Annotated in this window: 20 protein-coding genes; 14 read left to right on the forward strand and 6 right to left on the reverse strand. The window is 69.1% G+C overall.

Translation table 11 applies throughout. The features are described from left to right. Positions 1–71 precede the first annotated feature (71 nt). Genes lepA through HDA39_RS02060 form a run of 4 tightly spaced genes read left to right on the forward strand, consistent with a single transcriptional unit; the run spans position 72 to position 5,055 of the window. Positions 72–1,958 (forward strand): translation elongation factor 4, encoded by a 1,887-nt coding sequence (gene lepA, locus HDA39_RS02045; RefSeq protein WP_184793543.1) that lies wholly within the window; start codon positions 72–74, stop codon positions 1,956–1,958. Continuing rightward, entirely contained in the window at positions 1,959–2,873 is a 915-nt protein-coding gene (locus tag HDA39_RS02050; RefSeq protein ID WP_184793544.1) for an aminoglycoside phosphotransferase family protein, read from the forward strand. Positions 2,874–2,915: 42 nt separating this feature from the next. Next, positions 2,916–3,545 (forward strand): MOSC domain-containing protein, encoded by a 630-nt coding sequence (locus tag HDA39_RS02055; protein WP_184793545.1) that lies wholly within the window; start codon positions 2,916–2,918, stop codon positions 3,543–3,545. 28 nt (positions 3,546–3,573) lie between these two features. Next, entirely contained in the window at positions 3,574–5,055 is a 1,482-nt protein-coding gene (locus HDA39_RS02060) for a carboxylesterase/lipase family protein (RefSeq protein WP_184793546.1), read from the forward strand. On the opposite strand, the gene HDA39_RS02065 is transcribed toward HDA39_RS02060, so the two are convergent. From HDA39_RS02065 to kduI, 3 genes are read right to left on the reverse strand one after another with little or no spacing between them, the layout of a single operon-like run. Continuing rightward, on the reverse strand, positions 5,052–5,807 hold the full coding sequence (locus tag HDA39_RS02065) for an IclR family transcriptional regulator (protein ID WP_184793547.1): 756 nt from the start codon (positions 5,805–5,807) through the stop codon (positions 5,052–5,054). The two genes, HDA39_RS02060 and HDA39_RS02065, sit on opposite strands and share 4 nt — an antisense overlap. Positions 5,808–5,858: 51 nt before the next feature. Further along, on the reverse strand, positions 5,859–6,614 hold the full coding sequence (locus tag HDA39_RS02070; protein ID WP_184793548.1) for an SDR family oxidoreductase: 756 nt from the start codon (positions 6,612–6,614) through the stop codon (positions 5,859–5,861). Further along, on the reverse strand, positions 6,611–7,441 hold the full coding sequence (kduI, locus tag HDA39_RS02075) for a 5-dehydro-4-deoxy-D-glucuronate isomerase (protein ID WP_184793549.1): 831 nt from the start codon (positions 7,439–7,441) through the stop codon (positions 6,611–6,613). Before kduI ends, HDA39_RS02070 begins: the two co-directional genes overlap by 4 nt. 103 nt (positions 7,442–7,544) lie before the next feature. Between kduI and HDA39_RS02080 the strand changes: the two genes are divergently transcribed. After that, complete coding sequence (locus HDA39_RS02080; RefSeq protein ID WP_184793550.1) at positions 7,545–9,065, forward strand: sodium:solute symporter family protein; 1,521 nt, start codon at positions 7,545–7,547, stop codon at positions 9,063–9,065. Positions 9,066–9,079: 14 nt separating this feature from the next. Here the strand turns inward: HDA39_RS02080 and add are convergent, their stop codons facing one another. After that, positions 9,080–10,009: an adenosine deaminase gene (gene add, locus HDA39_RS02085; protein WP_184793551.1), complete on the reverse strand. Its 930-nt coding sequence runs from the start codon at positions 10,007–10,009 to the stop codon at positions 9,080–9,082. A 103-nt stretch (positions 10,010–10,112) separates the two neighbouring features. Here add and HDA39_RS02090 point away from each other — a divergent pair, with 103 nt between their 5' ends. Beyond that, positions 10,113–11,138 (forward strand): aspartate-semialdehyde dehydrogenase, encoded by a 1,026-nt coding sequence (locus tag HDA39_RS02090; RefSeq protein WP_184793552.1) that lies wholly within the window; start codon positions 10,113–10,115, stop codon positions 11,136–11,138. An 87-nt stretch (positions 11,139–11,225) separates the two neighbouring features. Here HDA39_RS02090 and HDA39_RS02095 read toward each other — a convergent pair whose 3' ends face one another. Beyond that, on the reverse strand, positions 11,226–11,435 hold the full coding sequence (locus tag HDA39_RS02095) for a hypothetical protein (RefSeq protein ID WP_184793553.1): 210 nt from the start codon (positions 11,433–11,435) through the stop codon (positions 11,226–11,228). Positions 11,436–11,577: 142 nt separating this feature from the next. On the opposite strand from HDA39_RS02095, the gene HDA39_RS02100 reads away from it, so the two are divergent. The 4 genes from HDA39_RS02100 (at position 11,578) to HDA39_RS02115 (ending at position 14,944) form a co-directional block, all read left to right on the forward strand. Continuing rightward, positions 11,578–11,835, forward strand: coding sequence for a helix-turn-helix domain-containing protein (locus tag HDA39_RS02100; RefSeq protein WP_184793554.1), 258 nt, complete (start codon positions 11,578–11,580; stop codon positions 11,833–11,835). 120 nt (positions 11,836–11,955) lie between these two features. Then, positions 11,956–13,791, forward strand: coding sequence for an AMP-dependent synthetase/ligase (locus HDA39_RS02105; RefSeq protein ID WP_184793555.1), 1,836 nt, complete (start codon positions 11,956–11,958; stop codon positions 13,789–13,791). A gap of 449 nt (positions 13,792–14,240) precedes the next feature. Continuing rightward, entirely contained in the window at positions 14,241–14,630 is a 390-nt protein-coding gene (locus tag HDA39_RS02110) for a type II toxin-antitoxin system RelE/ParE family toxin (protein ID WP_184793556.1), read from the forward strand. Further along, entirely contained in the window at positions 14,627–14,944 is a 318-nt protein-coding gene (locus HDA39_RS02115; protein WP_184793557.1) for a helix-turn-helix domain-containing protein, read from the forward strand. Before HDA39_RS02110 ends, HDA39_RS02115 begins: the two co-directional genes overlap by 4 nt. Before the next feature lie 40 nt (positions 14,945–14,984). Here HDA39_RS02115 and HDA39_RS02120 read toward each other — a convergent pair whose 3' ends face one another. Continuing rightward, positions 14,985–15,806, reverse strand: coding sequence for a PHP domain-containing protein (locus tag HDA39_RS02120; RefSeq protein WP_184793558.1), 822 nt, complete (start codon positions 15,804–15,806; stop codon positions 14,985–14,987). A gap of 79 nt (positions 15,807–15,885) precedes the next feature. Between HDA39_RS02120 and HDA39_RS02125 the strand changes: the two genes are divergently transcribed. The 4 genes from HDA39_RS02125 (at position 15,886) to HDA39_RS02140 (ending at position 20,422) form a co-directional block, all read left to right on the forward strand. Beyond that, positions 15,886–16,641, forward strand: coding sequence for an ABC transporter ATP-binding protein (locus HDA39_RS02125; RefSeq protein ID WP_184793559.1), 756 nt, complete (start codon positions 15,886–15,888; stop codon positions 16,639–16,641). Positions 16,642–16,644: 3 nt separating this feature from the next. Further along, a complete protein-coding gene (locus HDA39_RS02130) occupies positions 16,645–17,406 on the forward strand; it encodes an ABC transporter permease (RefSeq protein ID WP_184793560.1) in 762 nt (253 codons plus the stop codon). A 14-nt stretch (positions 17,407–17,420) separates the two neighbouring features. After that, a complete protein-coding gene (locus HDA39_RS02135) occupies positions 17,421–18,212 on the forward strand; it encodes a MerR family transcriptional regulator (RefSeq protein WP_184793561.1) in 792 nt (263 codons plus the stop codon). 107 nt (positions 18,213–18,319) lie between these two features. Beyond that, entirely contained in the window at positions 18,320–20,422 is a 2,103-nt protein-coding gene (locus HDA39_RS02140) for a transglycosylase domain-containing protein (RefSeq protein WP_238355957.1), read from the forward strand. Positions 20,423–20,431: the final 9 nt, after the last annotated feature.

A 20,431-nucleotide genomic window follows, 5' to 3' on the forward strand; every position in this document is an offset into this window, starting at 1 on the left:
AAAGGGCTGGCGTGTCATGGGAAGATGGAGGAGTTGTCCTGTCTCCATCCTCAGACGAACTGGATCCCTCCGTGCCCGTAGGACCCACGACCGTTCCGCAGCCGGGTCGCACCGACCCGTCGCTGATCCGGAACTTCTGCATCATCGCCCACATCGACCACGGCAAGTCGACGCTGGCCGACCGGATGCTGCAGATCACCGGTGTCGTCGACGGCCGGCAGATGCGGGCGCAGTACCTGGACCGGATGGACATCGAGCGCGAGCGCGGCATCACGATCAAGTCCCAGGCCGTGCGCCTGCCGTACGCGCCGAAGCCGGACAGCCCCGGCGGCCTGCTCGCCGAGGACGGTACGACGTACATCCTGAACATGATCGACACCCCCGGCCACGTCGACTTCACCTACGAGGTGTCGCGGTCGCTGGAGGCGTGCGAGGGCGCGGTGCTGCTGGTCGACGCGGCGCAGGGGATCGAGGCGCAGACGCTGGCCAACCTGTACCTCGCGCTGAACGCGGACCTGCACATCATCCCGGTGCTGAACAAGATCGACCTGCCGGGCGCCATGCCGGAGAAGTACGCCGCCGAGCTGGCGCACATCATCGGCTGCAAGGAGTCCGACGTCCTGCGGGTCTCGGCCAAGACCGGTGAGGGTGTCGAGGACCTGCTCAGCGAGATCGTCGCGCAGGTCGAGCCGCCGAAGGGCGTCAAGGACGCTCCGCCGCGGGCCCTGATCTTCGACTCGGTGTACGACACCTACCGCGGCGTGGTCACCTACGTCCGGGTGGTCGACGGCGAGCTGACGCACCGCGACAAGATCAAGATGATGTCGTCCGGCGCCGTGCACGAGATGCTCGAGGTCGGTGTCATCTCGCCCGAGCCGGTGAAGGGCCTGAGCATCGGCGTCGGCGAGGTCGGCTACCTGATCACCGGCGTGAAGGACGTCCGCCAGTCCCGCGTCGGTGACACCGTCACCTCGTCGATCCGCGGCGCGACCGAGGCCCTGGGTGGGTACAAGCACCCCCAGCCGATGGTCTACTCCGGTCTGTTCCCGATCGACGGCGACGACTACCCGACGCTGCGCGACGCGCTGGAGCGCCTGCAGCTGAACGACGCCGCCCTGCAGTACGAGCCGGAGAGCTCGGGCGCCCTCGGCTTCGGCTTCCGCTGCGGCTTCCTCGGTCTGCTGCACATGGAGATCGTCCGCGAGCGGCTCGAGCGCGAGTTCGACCTGGACCTGATCTCGACCGCGCCGAACGTGGTCTACCGGGTCGAGATGGAGGACGGCAAGGAGCACGTCGTCACCAACCCGAGCGAGTTCCCCGAGGGCAAGATCGCCGACATCTACGAGCCGGTGGTGCGGGCGACGATCCTCAGCCCGAAGGACTTCATCGGCACGATCATGGACCTGTGCCAGACCAAGCGGGGCAACCTGCTCGGTATGGAGTACCTGTCCGAGGACCGCGTCGAGCTACGCTACACGCTGCCGCTGGCCGAGATCGTCTTCGACTTCTTCGACCAGCTGAAGTCGAAGACCAAGGGCTACGCCTCGCTCGACTACGAGCCGACCGGTGAGCAGTCCGCGGCGCTGGTCAAGGTCGACATCCTGCTGCAGGGCGAGACCGTCGACGCGTTCTCCGCGATCGTGCACCGCGACAACGCCTACGCGTACGGCGTCTCGCTGGCCGGCAAGCTCAAGGAACTCATTCCGCGCCAGCAGTTCGAGGTGCCGATCCAGGCCGCGATCGGGTCCCGGATCATCGCCCGGGAGTCGATCCGGGCGATCCGCAAGGACGTGCTCGCCAAGTGCTACGGCGGTGACATCACCCGGAAGCGCAAGCTGCTGGAGAAGCAGAAGGAGGGCAAGAAGCGGATGAAGATGGTCGGCCGGGTCGAGGTCCCGCAGGAGGCCTTCATCGCCGCGCTGAAGACCAACGAGCCCGCCGAGAAGGCCAAGAAGTAGGTGCCGGCGTTCGAGATCCCGGCCGGGTTCCTCGTCGTCGGGTCGCGCGGCCTGGACTGGGTCGCGTACCTGGACGGGCTGCCGCGGCTGGTCGACGAGCTGCTCGGCGAGTGGGAGCTGACCGTCGACGGGCCGGCTTGGCACGGGGAATGCGCGGTCGTCGCACCGGTGCTGACGCGGGCCGGCGAGGCGGCGGTGCTGAAGGTGCAGTTCCCGCACTGGGAGGCCGAGACCGAGCACCTCGCGCTGCAGGCCTGGGGCGGGCGCGGCGCGGTGCGGTTGCTGCGGGCGGACCCGCGGCGGTTCGCGCTGCTGCTCGAGCGGTTGTCGCCGCGGGACCTGACGACGGTCGACGACCGGGAGGCCTGCGAGCTCATCGGTACGGCGTACTCGAGGCTGCATGTCGCCGCCGGGCCGCAGTACCGGACGCTGTCGGGCGAGCTGAAGCGGTGGATGGAGGAGTTCCGCGCGATGCCCGCGTCGGCGCCGGTCCCACGCCGGTACGTCGAGCAGGCGATCTCGCTGGGCACGGACTTCGCGGCCGACCCCGGGACCGACGGCCGGCTGATCCACAGCGACCTGCACTACGAGAACGTGCTCGCCGGCGAGCGTGAACCCTGGCTGGTCATCGACCCCAAGCCGCTCTCGGGCGACCCCGGCTACGAGGTCGCGCCCTTGCTCTGGAACCGCTGGGACGAGGTCGTGGCCACCGGTGACATCCGCTTCCGGGTCCGCTCCCGCTTCTACACCGCCATCGACGCCGCCGGCCTCGACGAGGACCGCGCCCGCGACTGGGTGATCGTCCGCCAGATGCTCAACGTCCTGTGGACCCTCAAGGACGCCGGCGCCGACCAGTCCCTCCCGCAGGACTGGCTGACCCGCAACATCGCGATCGTGAAGGCGATCCAGGACTAGAAACCGGTGGAGCCTCGGGCCGCGGCGGGGGAGGATGCGGGGATGCGGCTGCTGACGGTGAACGTGGTGGAAGAGCTGATCCCCGGGCCCAAGGAGACCGGCTGGACGGCGATCGACAAGCGGCCGCAGCATGGGCGGGTCCGGGTGGGGGAGCTCGGGCTCGCGGGGGACTCGGTGTGTGACACCGCGAATCACGGTGGGCCGGATCAGGCCGTCTACGCGTACGCCGAGGAGGACGCCCGGTGGTGGAGCGAGCAGCTCGGGCGGGAGATCCCGTCGGGGTTGTTCGGCGAGAACCTGCGGACCGAGGGCGTCGAGGTGACCAACGCGCTGCTCGGTGAGGTGTGGCGTATCGGGGACGAGGTCGAGGTCCAGGTGCGGGCGCCGCGGATCCCGTGCATCACGTTCCAGCACCGGATGGGGATTCCGGGCTGGGTGAAGCGGTTCCACCAGGCCAACCGCTCCGGCGTCTACCTCAAGGTCCTGACGACCGGCACGATCGCGGCCGGTGACCCGGTCACGGTGCTGAGCCGCCCCGATCACGAGGTGACCGTCGGGGTGATGTTCGAGGCGCAGGACGGGCCGAAGCTGCGGGGCGTGCTCGACTCCGGCGTCGACCTGATGCCCGAGCTGCGCGCGACCGCCGAGCGTGTCGTGGCCCGCGGCAACTAAGCCCGGGCCGCCGTGCCAGGATGGCCCGATGGCATCGACCGACCTCGTCGTCACCACTCCCGCCGGACCGATCCGTGGCGATGCCACGGAGTACGGCGCCGTCTTCCGGGCCGTACCGTACGCCGCGCCGCCGGTCGGCGAGCACCGGTTCCGGCCACCGGCCCCTGTGAGCCCGTGGACCGAGATCCGGGACACCCGATCGACCGGCCCGACCGCTCCGCAGGCCGCCGCGTCCGGTCCGCTGGCCGACCTGCTCCCGAACCTCGTCGTCCCCGGCGACGACTACCTCCACGCCAATGTCTGGACCCCGGATCCAACGGGGTCGGCGCCGGTCATGGTGTTCATCCACGGTGGCGCGTTCGTCAGCGGGTCCAACGCGCTCAGCGGGTACGACGGAACGGCGTTCGCGCGGGACGGTGTCGTGTTCGTGACGATCAACTACCGGCTTGGCGCCGACGGGTTCCTCTGGTTCGGCGACGGCGTACCGAACCTCGGGCTGCTCGACCAGGTCGCCGCGCTGACCTGGGTGCGCGACACGATCACGAGCTTCGGCGGTGACCCCGGAAACGTCACGGTGATGGGCGAATCGGCGGGCGCGATGAGCATCGGGGCGCTCCTCACGATGCCGGCCGCCGAGGGCCTGTTCCACCGGGCGATCCTGGAGTCCGGCGCGGGCCACCACGCGATCTCGCCGGGCGCGGCCCGCAACGTCGGCCGGCGGCTCGCCAAGGTCCTGGGAGTGCCGGCGACCCGCGAAGGAGTCGGTACGGCGAGCTCCGCCGCGCTGATCGCGGCGCAGTCGCAGGTGTCCGCGCAGCTGCCCAAGACGCCGTTCCGCCGGATCTGGGGTGAGGTCGCGACCAACCTGATGCCGTTCGAGCCGGTGGTCGACGGCGAGGTGCTGCCGCAGCTCCCGATCAAGGCGATCGAAGCCGGCGCCGGCGCGGGCGTCGACGTACTGGTCGGGTACAACACGCAGGAGGCGCGGCTGTTCTTCCTGACCGTCCCCGACCGTGGCGTCGTTCCTCGACTGATGACGGCGGTGATGGGCCGGCTGTTCGGGCTCCGCCGCAAGGACCTCGCGGCCTACCGTGGGTGGGCCGACGGACCGGCGCGGGACCATGACGCGATGATCGCCATGCTGACCGACGCCATCTACCGGATTCCGGCCCTCCGGCTGGCGGAGGCGCACGGCAGGGCTCACGTGTACCGGTTCGCCTGGCAGTCGCCGGCGCGCGACGGCCGGCTGGGTGCGTCCCACGGGCTCGAACTGCCGTACGTGTTCGACAACCTGGACAACGCCGACTGGCGCGGGATGCTGGTGGGTCAGGGCGCAAGCGACGTCGCGACCCGGATGCACAACAGCTGGGTGGCCTTCGCCAAGACCGGCGATCCCGGCTGGCCGACGTACTCGCCGCAACGCCGGGTCGAGCAGGAGTTCGGCGGCGCCGACCAGTTGGTCACCGACCACCACCCGGCCAGTCGCGAGCTGTGGGCCGGACGGCGTTAGTGAGTGGGCTCCAGGTAGCCCAGCGCCGCTGAGATCTTCCGGGCGGCTTCGATCGCGGCCGGGGCCATCAGCGCGACCTGCGCGATCGACTGCTCCAGCGACAACGTCGAGATGCTCACCGCCGCGATCGCCGCTGCGGTGTGGTCGTGGATCACGGCCGCGACGCAGCGGATGCCCGGCTCGTTCTCCTCGTCGTCCAGCGCGTAGCCGCGAGCCTTCACCTGGGCCAGGTCCGCCTTCAACCCGGCCGCGGTGGTGTGCGTGAGCGGCGTACGGGCCGGCAGTCCGGTCCGGGTGATCAGCGCGTTGAGCGTGTCATCGTCCATCTCCGCCAGCAGCGCCTTGCCGATCCCGGTGCAGTGCAGCCAGAACGCCTTCCCCACGCGCGACGGCATCCGGTACGGCTTCGGGCCGTCCAGGCGGGCGACGTAGATCGCCTCGTCGCCGTTCAGCAGGCCGACGTGCACCGTGCAGCGCGTCTGCGCGACCAGGTCGGCGAGCACCGGCCGCGCCACCGTGGCCAGATCGACGTTCGTCAGCGCGTGGCCGGCGAGCCGCAGCGCCTTCGGGCCCGGGTGGTACGAGCCGTCCTCGGACTGCGCGACGAACTCGTGCTCGACCAGCGACGCCATGATCCGGTGCACCGTCGACTTGGCCAGGCCGGTGGCCGTCACGACGTCGGTGAACCGGGAGTGCTCGAGGACGGCGTCGAGCACCATCAGCGTCTTGTCGATGGCCGAGGGCGAACTCATGCCGCTCATCCTGTCACCTCTGTCCTGGTCGAACCCGGTACGCCGTACTGCCTATCTCGCGAGCCAGCCGCCGTCGACGGCGAGCACATGGCCGTTCACGTAGTCCGACGCCGCCGAGGCCAGGAACACCGCGGCCCCGACCAGGTCCTCCGGCCGACCCCAGCGGCCGGCCGGGATGCGGTCCCGGATGGCCGCCTCGCGCGCCGGGTCGGCCCGCAGTTCGGTCGTGTTGTCGGTACTGATGTAGCCCGGCGCGATCGCGTTCACCTGGACGCCGGCCGCTCCCCACTCGTTGGCCAGCGCCTTGGTCAGTCCCGCGACCGCGTGCTTGCTCGCAGTGTAGGCGGGCACGGTGACGCCGCCCTGGAAACTGAGCAGCGAGGCGATCGTGACGATCTTGCCGGCGCCGTGCTGGACCATCGCCGCGCCGATCGGGCGGGTGACCGCCCAGGTGGAGTTCAGGTTCACGTCGATCACGTGCTGCCAGTCGGGGGTCGCGGTTCCGGCCGCGGGCGCGCGGCGGATCGTGCCCGCGTTGTTGACCAGGATGTCGATCCGGCGCTCGCGGGCGATCTGAGTGGCGACCTGCTCGACGGCCGCGGGGGCGGCGAAGTCCGCGGTGACGACCGTCGCCTCGCCGCCGCCGTTCTGCTTGATCGCCTCGAGGGTGTCCTCGAGCGCGGCGTCGCGGGCGAGCAGGATCAGGTCGGCGCCGGCCGCGGCGTACCCGGCGGCGATCGCCGCACCGATCCCGCGCCGCGCCCCGGTCACCAGGGCGGTCCGTCCCTTCAGGGAGAAGACGGTCACCGCAGCTCCGTCACGTCGACGCCGTCCATGTCGGCGAAGGCCTGGTTCTCGCCGGCCATCGCCCACACGAAGCTGTACGACGACGTGCCGACGCCGGAGTGGATCGACCAGCTCGGCGAGATGATCGCCTCGCGGTCGGCGACCAGCAGGTGCCGGGTCTCCTCGGGCTCGCCGAGCAGGTGCACGATCCGCTCGGTCTCCGGCAGGCCGAAGTACAGGTAGCACTCGGTCCGGCGGTCGTGGGTGTGCGAGGGCATCGTGTTCCAGGTGCTGCCGGCGTGCAGGGTGGTGACGCCGAGCACGATCTGGCAGCTCTGCACGCCGGTCGCGTGGATGTACTGGTCGATCGTGCGCCGGTTCGCGGTCTGCTGGTCGCCGAGCTCGAGCCGGTTGCCCTCGCCGGGCTGCACGAGAGCCGTCGGGTACGCCGTGTGCGCGGCCGCACTGAACAGGTAGAACGCGGCGTCGGTGCCCTCGAAGACGACCTCGCGCGCGCCGCGCCCGGCGTACAGGCAGGCACCGGTGGTCAGCTCGAACTTGGTGCCGTCGACGCTCACCGTGCCGGGGCCGCCGACGTTGACGATGCCGGCCTCGCGGCGCTCGAGGAAGTACTCGCTGCGCAGCTCCGGCCAGGTGCCGAGGGTGAGCGGGCCGGAGACCGGGCGGGCGCCGGCCAGCACGATCCGGTCGTGGTGGGTGAGCACCGCGGTGACCGCGTCCGGGGTGAACAGGTCGTCGACCAGGTAGTGCTCGCGAAGGCCCGCGGTGTCGAACCCGGGGATCTGGGCGGGGTGAGTGGCGTGACGAACCTGGAGAGGCGAATTCATGGAACTAAGTTCTACTAGACAGAACAACAAGTCAAGAGTAGAAAGGCCTTCTTGGTTCTAGTTCCGCCCCTTGATACCAAGTTCCGCCCCTTGGAGGTATCGCATGACCGCACTGGACTGGACGGTCCTGGCCGGCTACTTCGTGCTGATGGTGCTGATCGGCCTCTGGTCGCGCACCAAGATCAAGACCGTCGTCGACTACTTCACGACCGGCGGCCGGATCCCCTGGTGGCTGTCCGGCATCTCGCACCACATGTCCGGCTACAGCGCCGTCATGTTCGTCGCCTTCGCCGCGGTCGCCTACACCTACGGCATCACCGTGTACGTCTGGTGGGCGGTCTCGATCGGCGTCGGCGTCGGGATCGGCGCGTTCGTGTTCGCCGCGCGCTGGAACCGGCTGCGCGCCAAGCACGGAGTCGTGTCGCCGCTGGAGTACCTTGCCCAGCGCTACAACCTGCCGACCCAGCAGGTGCTCGCGTACTCCGGCGCCGCGCTCAAGGTGGTCGACATCGCGTCCAAGTGGGTCGCGATCGCCGTACTGCTGAACGGGTTCACCGGCGTACCGATGCGGTGGGGCATCCTGCTGACCGGCGTGGTCACGATGCTGTACGCGACGCTCGGCGGGCTGTGGGCGGACGTGCTCACCGACTTCGGGCAGTTCGTCATCCAGGCCGCGGCCGGGATCGCGATGTTCGTCGGCGTCCTGCGGCACCTGGACGGCGTACCGACGTTGTGGAAAATGTGGGACCAGTTGCCCGAGGGGCACGGTGACGCGCTGAACGGGCCGTACACACCGATCTTCCTGATTGCGTTCCTGTTCATCAAAACCTTCGAGTACAACGGCGGCATGTGGAACCTGGCCCAGCGCTACATGGCCGCGCCGTCGGGCTCGGAGGCCAAGCGGTCCGCGCTGCTGTCGTCGATCCTGTGGCTGGTCTGGCCGCTGGTGCTGTTCATCCCGATGTGTGCCGCGCCGCTGCTGGTCCCGGACCTCGGCAAGCCCGAGCAGTCGTACGTCGAACTGGCGCAACTGCTGCTGCCGAGCGGCCTGATCGGCCTGGTGCTGGCCGGGTTCTTCTCGCACACGATGGCGATGGTCGCCTCCGACGCGAACGTGATCTCGTCGGTGATCACCCGCGACCTCGGCCCGGTGCTGGTGCCGAAGCTGCGCCGGCTGTCCGACGCCGCGACGCTGAAGTTCGCCCGGATCACGACGTTCACGTTCGTGACGGTGAGCATGCTGATCGCGATCCTCACCAACGGGCAGGGCGTCGTCCTGAAGATCGTCGTCGACCTGGTGGCCGCGACGATGGGCCCGATCTCGATCCCGCTGATGCTCGGGTTGCTGCCCTGGTTCCGGCGCTGTGGCTCGCGGGCGGCGATCGCCTCGTGGGCGGCCGGGCTGATCGTCTGGGCGGTCGTGAAGTGGGGCATCGGGTCGACCGACACCACGATGGTGGTGGCGTTGCCGCTGGCAACTTCCCTGGTCGTGTACGTCGGGCTCGGCCTGCTGATGCCGGAACGCCGCGACTCCGTCGACGTCCTGCTCGACTCGCTGAACAGCGACCCGGACGAGAACGACGAGGTGCTCGCCAGGCGAGCGGCCGCCAACGCGGCGGACTGACCCCGGGCCGCTCTTCACTCCACGAATGCGGCGATGACCGACTGCTCGGCAACGGTTGTGAGCTGCTGTGGTGTGAGCCCGACCTCGGCGAGCGCCGTCCGGTGCTCCTGTGACAACCGCACGTTGCTGGCCCGCGGATTGTCCGTGCACAACGCCACGGGCACCCCCGCGGCCAGCAACGTGTGGATCTGGTGCTCCGCGTAGCTCGGCGCCGCACCGGTCTGGGTGTTGCTCGTGAGCGACACCTCCAGCGTCACCCCGTGCGCGGCCAGCCACTCCATCAACCGAGGATCCTCAGCAGCCCGCACGCCGTGCCCGATGCGTTCCGCTTTGAGTTCCCGTACGGCGTCCCAAACGCTCTCCGGCCCGGCCGCCTCGCCGGCGTGAATCGTCACGTGCAGTCCCGCCTGCCTCGCCTGGGAGAACGCGTCCGCGAACAGCGTGGCGGGGAAGTTCGCCTCGTCACCGGCCAGGTCGACCGCGCAGAACCGCTCCTTGCGCGCCAGCAGACTCGCCATCTGCGCGGCGGCCGAGTCGGCGCCGAGATGCCGCACCACGATGCCGATCAGCCCGACTGTCAGCTGCCGCTTCTTCGCCTGCTCGGCGACCGCATCCGCGACCGCGTCGATGACTGCCTCAGGCGCCAGTCCGGTCTCGTGCGCGATGATCCCCGGGCAGAACCGCAGCTCGAGCAGCTCCAGCCCATCGTCGAACGCGTCGTCCACGGCCTCCCGCGCGGCCCGGCTCCAGTCGTCGAGGCCGGTCAGCACACCGATCGCGAGATCGACCTTGTCCAGGTAGGGCAGCAGCCCGGTTTGGTTGTCGTCGGCCACCAAAGCGGTTCGCCGTACGGACTTGTGGCCCGTCCGTTCGGCGACGTCGAGCACGGTGCTGCTCCGGATCGACCCTTCGAGATGCCGATGCAGATCAACCAGAGGAAGCATCCACCCACCCTAGCCGCCGCTCCTCCAAGTCTTCCCCGCTCCCACATCTCCGCATACTGAAATCCCAGCCCCACCCCAAACCCCTCCAACTATCCTGCTTCCCATGCGAGTAGGAGTTTTCGGAGCGACAGGTCAGGTCGGCGGCGTGATGCGGGAGCTGCTGGTCGAACGGAACTTCCCCATCGACGAGATCCGGTACTTCGCGTCCGCGCGGTCCGCGGGCACCGAGCTGCCGTACGGCGACACCAAGGTCACCGTCGAGGACTCCGCCACGGCGGACTTCTCCGGGCTCGACCTCGCGCTGTTCTCCAACGGCAAGACGGCCTCCAAGGAGCTCGCTCCGAAGGTCGCCGCGACCGGCGCGATCGTGGTCGACAACTCGTCCGGCTGGCGGATGGACCCCGACGTCCCGCTGGTCGTTGCCGAGGTCAACCCCGAGGACCTCGACGTACTGCCGAAGGGCATCGTCGCCAACCCGAACTGCACGACCATGGCCGCGATGCCGGTCCTCGCGCCGCTGCACCGCGAGGCACGGTTGACCCGGCTCGTCGTCTCGACGTACCAGGCGGTGTCGGGCTCCGGCGGCGCCGGCGTCCGGGAGCTGGCCGACCAGACCGCGGGACTCGTCGACGGCGCCGATCGGCTGGCCCGCGGCACCGACGGCGTCACGCTCCCGCAGCCGACCGTGTACGCCGGCCCGATCGCGTTCAACGTGCTCCCGCTGGCCGGCTCGATCGTTGCCGACGGCTCCGGTGAGACCGACGAGGAGCAGAAGCTCCGCAACGAGAGCCGCAAGATCCTGCACCTGCCCGACCTCCCGGTCGCCGGCACCTGCGTTCGCGTCCCGGTCTTCACCGGCCACTCGCTGAGCATCCACGTCGAGTTCGCGGAGCCCATCACCCCCGAGCGCGCGACCGAGCTCCTCGCCGCGGCGCCGGGCGTCGAGCTGGCCGACCTCCCGACGCCGCTGGCGGCGGCCGGCCAGGACCCGTCGTACGTGGGTCGTATCCGCCAGGACCAGTCGGTGCCCGGTGGTCGTGGCCTGGTCCTGTTCGTCTCGAACGACAACCTCCGCAAGGGCGCGGCGCTCAACGCCGTACAGATTGCCGAGCTGCTGCAGAAGCGCTGAACGTTCACAGCCCCGCCCCCGTCGTACGCCGGGAGCGGGGCTGCTTGCACCGGGCATTGCACGTGCATGTGGACAGCCCGGTGCGCTCTAGGCGGGGACCTCGCGGCCCTCCTCGTCGGTGCGGAGCTGGGTCAGCCGCTCGATGAACCGGCGGTCGTGGGTGAACAGGCGGGTCGTCGTACCCTCGAGCAGTGGGGAGTCCCATAGCACCTGGACCTCGCCGCCGAACACCGCGGCGACCGTGCCGCGGCCGTAGTCGTCCGAACTCACCCGCTGTCCCTCGACGATCTCGCCCATCAAACACTCCGTCGGATTTTCTGACCTGACGACGGAAAAGCTAACACAGTGCCCTAACTCGATTCAGTGTGCTTGATTACCTTGCGTGTCGCTCGAAAATAGGGTATGACGCCAGGCTTTCCGCTGATGCAGACTGCGGAAGATGAAGCCGGAGGAGCTGGACGCCCTGATCGCGGGCAACGTGCGTGCGGCCCGCGCTCGCCTCCGCCTGCGGCAGGAGGACCTCGCCGACGAAATCGGTTGGTCCCGGCCCACCGTTTCCTCGCTCGAGGCCGGCACGCGCCGGATCACCGTGGCCGACGCGGTCGCGCTCTGCCGGGCGCTGAGGCTCACGCTGCCCGAGTTGCTGCGTGGTGCACCCGCTGAGGTCTTCGAAGCACTGGGCGTCACCCCCGCCTGACCGTCGTACGCTCGCGTTGCGGAAACGTGATCGAGCTCGGGCCGTCGCGTGGGCGAGCGGCATGGTCAGCGTGCGCCGGAGCTATTACTCTCCGGTTTACCTGACCCCTGGGAGGCCAGAATGAAGCCCGTTGCCGACGGTCCGCAGCTCGCGCTGCTCAGCTCTCGAAAAGAACATCTGGCGCAGATGTTCTTCGACCGCGTGGCGGCCACGCCCAACCGGGAGGCGTTCCGGCACCCCGTCACCGACGGCTGGGCCTCCGTCACCTGGCAGCAGACCGACGAGCTCGTACGCCGGCGCGGCGCGGGCCTGATCGCCCTCGGCGTCGAACCCGAGCAGCGCGTCGCCGTCGCCGCGAACACCCGGCTCGAGTGGGTGCAGTGCTACCTGGCCGCGGTCGTCGTCGCGGCCGCGACGACGACGATCTACCCGACGACGATGTCCGCCGACGTCGCGTACATCGTCGCCGACGCCGACGTCCAGGTCGTCTTCGCCGAGGACGCCAGTCAGGTCGACAAGCTGCGCGAGCACAAGGCCGAGATCCCGTCGGTCCACAAGGTCGTGCTGATCGACGGCGAACCCGACCCGCAGGACGGCGACTGGGTGATCAGCGTCGCCGCGCTCGACGAGCTCGGCGCGCGGTACCTCGACGAGCACCCTTCAGCGATCGACGAGCGGGTCGAGCAGATCAAGCCCGAACACCTGTGCACGCTCGTCTACACCTCCGGTACGACGGGCCGGCCCAAGGGCGTCCGGCTGCCGCACTCGGTGTGGACGTACGAAGGCGCCGCCGTGGAAGGGATCCGGGTGCTCAGCCCGGACGACCTGCAGTACCTGTGGCTGCCGCTGTCGCACGTCTTCGGTCAGGTGCTGCTCGCCGTACAGTTCCAGATCGGCTTCGCCACCGCGATCGACGGCCGGGTCGACAAGATCGTCGAGAACGCCGCGGTCGTGCAGCCGACGTTCATGGCCGCCGCGCCGCGCGTGTTCGAGAAGGCGCACGGCCGGATCGTCACGATGATGGAGGCCGACGGGGGAGCCAAGCTCAAGCTGTTCCACTGGGCCTTCGGCGTCGGGGCCGAGGTGTCGAAGCTGCGGCAGGCCGGCAAGGAGCCCAGCGGCGTACTGGCCGCGAAGTACTCGCTGGCCGACAAGCTCGTGCTGTCGAAGATCCGCGCCCGGTTCGGTGGGCGGATCCGCTTCTTCGTGTCCGGCTCGGCGGCCCTCGACAAGAAGCTCGCCGAGTGGTTCCACGCGGCCGGGCTGCTGATCCTCGAGGGCTACGGCCTGTCGGAGACCGCGGCCGGGTCGACGCTGAACCGGCCGGAGAACTACCGCCTCGGCAGCGTCGGGCCGATCTTCCCGGCGGCCGAGTTCAAGATCGCCGAGGACGGCGAGATCCTGATCAAGGGTCCCGGCGTGATGAGCGGGTACCACAACCTGCCCGACCAGACCGCCGAGGTGATCGACACCGACGGCTGGTTCCACACCGGCGACATCGGGCACTTCGAGGACGAGTTCCTCTTCATCACCGACCGCAAGAAGGACCTGTTCAAGACCTCCGGCGGCAAGTACGTCGCCCCGCAGGTGATCGAGGGCCGGTTCAAGATGATCTGCCCGTACGCCAGCCAGTTCCTCGTCCACGGCAGCCAGCGCAACTTCGTCAGCGCCCTGGTCACCCTCGACCCCGACGCCATCGTCGCCTGGGCCGAAGCCAACGGCCTGGCCGGCAAGTCGTACGCCGAGATCGCCGCCTCCGACGCGGCCCGGACGATGGTCCAGGGCTACGTCGACGAACTCAACGCCGGCCTCAACCGCTGGGAAACCATCAAGAAGTTCACCATCCTCGACCGGGACCTGACGGTCGAAGGCGGCGAGATGACCCCCAGCCTGAAGCTCAAGCGCAAACACGTCGAAACCCAGTACGGCGACCTCCTGGACAAGATGTACAACTAGCGCGACTGCCTGGCGAGCGGAGGAAAGCCCCCACGCGCGGCCCTCCGCTCGCTAGCGCTCGCTACGTGCCGTGCTCCCGCCCACCCTTTGCGAGGGTGTGCGGGCTGGCGCCCGCCAAGTACGCGCTGGCGCGCTTGACGCGCGTGCTATCGCGCGCTTCGTGCGTGCGGGCTGTCGCCCGCCGAATACGCGCTACCGCGCTACGCGCGCGTGCTTCGCCCGCTTGAGTGCGCGCTGTCGCGCTTCGCTGGAGTAAAGGTGGTCCGGGGGTATGGGATGTCGGCGAGCGTTCGCTTGACGCTACTCCGTTCGCCTGCATGCACGTCCGCTCGCCGACGCTCGCTTCTTTGCCTGCTCGGCGCGGGCTTGGTGAAGAAACTCAGGCGTCCTGATGATGACACTTGAAACAATCCCTAGCTTGTACAACCCATGGCTTGTATTGTTGCTCCATGGAGGAGTACGACGTCTACGTCCTGGACGGCTGCAGCAAGTGGATGGAGTCGCTGCCCACCAGGGAGTACGACGCCTTGGCTGCTCGGATCGATCTGCTGGCTGAGCAGGGCCCGGCGACGCCGCGTCCGACGGTCGACACGATCAAAGGTTCGCGGCATCAGAACATGAAGGAACTGCGGTGCGGCAAGCTGCGGGTGCTGTTCGCCTTCGACCCACAGACCCAGGCAGTTCTGCTGCTGGGCGGCAGCAAGCAGGACCGCTGGACCGAGTGGTACCTGGAGAGCATCCCGGTCGCCGACGACCTCTACGACGAGTGGCTCGGCAACCTACGGCGAGATCCAGGCTGGGCAGACGATCCGTACGGTGAAGGAGGGAAGGACGCATGACACATCGGAAGTGGAAGGACGTGCGCGCCGAGCGCATCGACGGTCCCGAGGCTGAGGCGCGGGTTGCTGTTCAGCGTGAGGAGGCGCTGGCCGAGCAGCGGGCCTACCGGTTGGCGGAGCTTCGTCAACAGCACGGTGTCACGCAGACGCAGCTGGCCGAGTCGATGCACGTCAGTCAGGCCGCGGTCTCGTCGATCGAGCGTGGTGAGCTGACCAGGTCAGAGCTGAGCACCATCAGGAAGTACGTCGAAGCGCTGGGCGGCAAGCTCGAGATCGTCGCCGACTTCGGAGACGAGCGACTCGTCCTCGGCTGAGTCGCCGTCATCGACGGGGGGACGCAATGCAAGCCCCGCATCAGGTGACGGCTCGCCATGGTTCGGTGGGGGAGGAGTCTGGGGCGAAGCCGTGGGCCGTAGCGATGGTGGCGGCTTCGGCGAGGCCGGTGGCGAGGGCCTCGGGGTAGTGGGCGTCGCTGCCGAAGGTCAGCTGGCGGCCGCCGGATTCTCGCCACCAGCGGAGGATCAGGGGATCCAGCGGGAGGCGGGTGTTGAGTTCAAGGGCTCGGTCGGCGGCGGCCACGGCGGTGAGGGCGGCTCGTAGTTCTTCCTCGAAGTCGTGTGGGTTGAAAGGCCCGGGCCACGAGCGCACGGGGTAGTCGATGTGGCCGAGGACGTTGAAGGCGGTCGATCCACTGAGCATGCGAGGGATCTCGGTCAAGTAGCCGCGGAAGACCTCGGGGGCCGGTTGGTGGGGAAAGAGTTCCCACGGTTCGGCCATCACGCCTTGTTCGTCGGGGAGGCAGTGGAGGGAGCCGATGACTCGGTCGAAGGTGCCTTGGGCCAGGAGTGAGGCGACCTCCGCGACGTGCAGGTGCGGCTGGCCGATTTCGAGGCCGGTGAGGATCTTGAGTTCGGGATAGGCGAAGCGGCAGCGGTCGATCGACTCCAGGTAGCCGGCCACGTCGAGTGGTGGGGCCTGGAGGAGGCCGTCGGTCACGAAGCCGGTGAACTTCGGGGCCAGGAAGCCGGCGCGGAACGGCGTGAAGTCGACGTGCTCGGTGAACGCGACGACCGGGAGGCCGAGAGCGACGGCTCGGGCGCAGGTGGCGTCCATGGAACCGCGGTCGGTGTCCCAGGACCATTCGGTGTGGACGTGTCCGTCGGCCGGTAGCTGCATCGCTCCAGTGTGTTTGACCTTGACGCTACGTCAACCCTCCACCCTGTGGGTCCAGGAACGAACAGGGAGGACCAACGGGATGATTCGCGTGCAGGGACTGGAGAAGGCGTACGGGAAGGTCGGCGTACTGCGTGGTGTCGACCTCGAGGTCACCCAAGGCAGCGTGTTCGCGTTGCTCGGATCGAACGGGGCGGGCAAGACGACCGTCGTACGGATCCTGGCGACGCTGCTGAAGGCCGACGCCGGTACGGCGGAAGTGAACGGTTTCGACGTCGCCACGCAGGCGAGCGGCGTCCGGGAGTCGATCAGTCTGACCGGGCAGTTCGCTGCCGTGGACGACATTCTCACCGGGCGGGAGAACCTGGTCCTGGTCGCGAAGCTCCGGCACCTCGGGGATCCGGGCGGCACAGCCGACGACCTGCTCCGGAGGTTCTCGCTGACCGACGCCGGCGCGCGCCGCGTGTCGACGTACTCGGGCGGCATGCGCCGCCGGCTCGACATCGCGATGAGCCTGATCGGGGACCCACCGGTGATCTTCCTGGACGAGCCGACCACCGGGCTCGACCCCGAGGCGCGCGCCGAGGTGTGGCAGACCGTGCGCGGGCTGGCCGGGCACGGCGCCACGGTCCTGCTCACCACGCAGTACCTGGAGGAGGCCGAGCAGCTCGCCGACCGGATCGCGATCCTGCACCAGGGCCGGATCATCGTCGACGGCACGCTCGCCGAGCTCAAACAGCTGCTGCCACCCGCCGAGATCGAGTACGTCGAGAAGCAGCCGTCGCTCGAGGACGTCTTCTTCGCGGTCGTCGCGGACGACCGTGGGACGAGGAGCTGACCGATGCCCACCCACTTCCTCGGCGACACCGCCGCCCTCACCGGGCGGACCCTGCGCCACGTCACCCGCAGCCTGGACACCGTCCTGTCGACCGCGGTGATGCCGATCGCGATGATGCTGATGTTCGTCTACGTGTTCGGCGGCGCGATCGACACCGGGAGGGCCCGGTACGTCGACTACCTGCTCCCGGGCATCCTGCTGATCACGATCGGCTCCGGCATCTCCTACACCGCGTTCCGGCTGTTCATGGACCTGAAGAGCGGGATCCTCGAACGATTCCGGTCGATGCCGATCGCCGGGTCCAGCGTGCTGTGGGCGCACGTCCTGACCTCGCTGGTCGCCAACCTGATCTCGCTGGTGGTCGTCGTCGCGGTCGCGCTGCTGATGGGCTTCCGGTCGGGCGCCGGCGTCCTGCCATGGCTCGGCGTCGCCGGGATCCTGGTCCTGTTCATCCTGGCCCTCACCTGGATCGCGGTGATCGCGGGTCTGTCCGCGTCGTCGGTCGACGGGGTCGGCGTGTTCTCGTACCCGCTGATCTTCCTGCCGTTCGTCAGTTCGGCGTTCGTGCCCACCGCGACGATGCCCGGTCCGGTGCGCTGGTTCGCGGAGAACCAGCCGGTGACGTCGATCGTCGACACGATCCGGTCGTTGCTGGCCGGGCAGCCGGCCGGCGGCGACAGCTGGGTCGCGCTGCTGTGGTGCGCCGGCATCCTGGTGATCGCGTACGCCGGGGCGATGGCCGCCTACCGCCGCAAGATCGCCTGAGGCAGGCTGATCCCATGCTCACCATCAGCCGGCTGGCGGCGTACGCGGGGGTGACGGTCCGGGCCGTGCGCCACTACCACCAGATCGGGCTGCTGCCCGAGCCCGGGCGCGACCACTCGGGGTACCGCAGCTACGACGCTGCCGCGGTGGTGCGGCTGATCCGGATCCACACCCTGGCCGACGCCGGGGTCCCGCTGGCCCGCGTGCAGGAGCTCCTGGAGGCGAGCCCGGACGAGTTCGCCGCCGGCGTCCAGGCGATCGACCAGGAGCTGCGGACCGAGATCCGGCGGCTGCAGGCCAACCGCCGACGGATCGCCCGGCTCGCGGCGGGGGAGCACCTGGCCCTCCCGCAGAGCGTCGTGGACTACCTCGATCGGCTTCGCGGCCTGGGCGTCGACGAGCGGTACGTCGTACTGGAGCGGGACGCGTGGATCCTGGTCGCGGCCCAGGCCCCGCAGCTGGTCGAGGCCGTGATCGCCAGGAAGCACGAGGATCTGCGGGATCCCGACATGCTGCGGCTCTACCGGCTGCTCAGCGACGTGTCCGACTGGCCGGCCGACGATCCCCGGGTCGTCGAGATCGTCGACATCCTCGAACGGCGCATGGTCCGTGGGGTCGGTGCGGGGGAGATGGACGGCGGGAGCGTCGACGACCCGTTCGTCGAGCTGCTGGACGCGGTCATGGTCGAGGCCTCACCGGTCGCCCGGCGGATCGTGACGATCTTGGAGCGGCGCGGCTGGAAGGGCTGGACCCGGATCGAGCGGGTGCCGGCCGAGCGGGCCGCTCAGATTGCCCAGGGCAACTGAATGGCAACCTCACAGGTTGCTTACGAAACGCCCGGGGAAGCCGTGATCTCCCTTACCGTGGAAGAGTGGATGCCACCGGCAGGGGCGGTCGCAACTTCGTTCGGTCGTTGAACAAGTTCATCGGCGTGAGCGTGCTGTCCGGTGCGCTCGCGGCCGGGCTGGTGATCCCGTTGACCGGCCTGGTCGACCTCGGGACGCGCAAGGTGTCCGAGACGGTCGAGAGCCTGCCGCAGGAGCTGGTGACCGAGCCGCTGCAGATCCGCAGCCGGATCTTCGCCGCGGACGGGAGCCTGATCGCGACGCTGTTCGAGCAGAACCGGGTGCCGGTGCCGCTCAACCGGGTCAGCGCGGTGATGCGCCAGGCGATCGTGGCGATCGAGGACTCGCGGTTCTACTCCCACGGCGCCCTCGACGCGAAGGGCACGCTGCGCGCGCTGGTCCGCAACCAGACCGAGGGCTCGGTGCAGCAGGGCGGTTCGAGCATCACCCAGCAGTACGTGAAGCTGAGCCTGATCGCGAAGGCGGAGACCGCGGAGGACCGCGCGGCGGCGACGGCCGTGACGTACCAGCGCAAGGTGGCGGAGCTGCGCTACGCGATCGCGCTGGAGAAGCAGATCTCCAAGAACCAGATCCTGGAGCGGTACCTGAACCTGGCGAACTTCGGCGACGGCGCGTACGGCGTACAGGCTGCCGCGCAGCACTACTTCCGGACGTCGGCCGGCGACCTGACCCTGCCGCAGGCCGCGCTGCTGGCCGGTCTGGTGAAGAACCCGACCGGCTACGACCCGACCAACAACCTGAAGCGGGCGCGCGACCGCCGCGATGTGGTCCTGCGCCGGATGCAGGAACTGAACCTGATCACCGCCAAGCAGACCGCCGCGGCGCTCAAGGCGCCGGTGGTCGACCTGGCCAAGATCCGGAAGGTCCCGAACGGCTGCGCCGGGTCGCGCTACCCGTTCTACTGCGAGTACGTCGTGTCGAAGCTGCTGCAGAACCCGGCGCTCGGGGCGAACGCGAAGGAGCGCGACCACTACCTGAAGACCGGCGGGCTGTCGGTCGTGACGTCGCTCGACCCGCGGATCCAGGCGGCCGCGCAGGCGTCGATCAACGAGCACACCAAACCCCGCGACACCGCCGTCGCCGCGATCACCGTGGTCGAGCCGGGCACGGGCGTGGTGAAGGCGATGGTGCAGAGCAAGCCGTACGGCAACGGCAAGTACCAGACGGCGTACAACTACAACGTCGAGAAGTCGTACGCCGGTGGGTACGGCGGGTTCCAGAACGGTTCGACGATGAAGGCGTTCACGGTCGCGGCGGCGATCGCGAGGGGTCTTCCGCTGAGCTACCGGATCAACTCGCCGCAGCAGATCGATCTCAGCGGCAAGCGTTTCCGGACCTGCAAGGGGTACACCAGGGACCCGGACTACCAGCCGCAGAACTCGACCAGGAGCGGCGACCTGACCATGATCGAGGCGGCCAGGTACTCGACCAACACGTACTTCCTCCAGCTGTCGCAGCGGACCGGGCTGTGCGCGCCGGCGACGATCGCGGCGAAGCTCGGCATGTACAACGCCCAGACGCTCGGGCCGCTCGACCAGGTCGTGTCCTTCACCCTCGGCGTCGGCTACACGACCCCGCTGATGCTGTCGAACGCGTACGCGACGTTCGCCGCGCGCGGCAAGTACTGCACGCCGTTGCTGGTCACCTCGATCAAGGACAACGCCGGGAAACCGATCAAAACCCCCGGCCGCTCCTGCAAGCAGGCGCTCTCGCCGCAGGTCGCCGATGGTGTGAACCGGGTGCTCAGTGCGGTGATGGAGCCAGGCGGCACCGGCGGGCGCCTCAACTTCGGCAAGTGGGATCTGGCCGGCAAGACCGGAACCATCCAGGACAACCGCGCGGTCTGGTACGCCGGCTACGCCCCGAACCTCGCCGCGGCCTCGGTCGTCGCCGATGCCAACCTCCCGTACACGAACCTCATGTACGGCCACACGCTCGACGGCCGCGACATCGCCGACCCCACCGGCTCCGGGACGGCCGGGCCGCTGTGGAAGACCACCATGCAGAAGGCACTGCCCGGCCTGCCATTGCGGCGCTTCGTCCCGCCGACTCCCAAGGTCGTCGGTGCTGATCAGAAGAAGCCGGACGACGAGAAGAAGAAGCCTCGGGAAGACGACAACCGAGGCCGAGGCAACGACCGAACCCGCTAGCCCGGGACC

It is taken from the genome of Kribbella italica, assembly GCF_014205135.1.
Lineage (GTDB): Bacteria > Actinomycetota > Actinomycetes > Propionibacteriales > Kribbellaceae > Kribbella > Kribbella italica.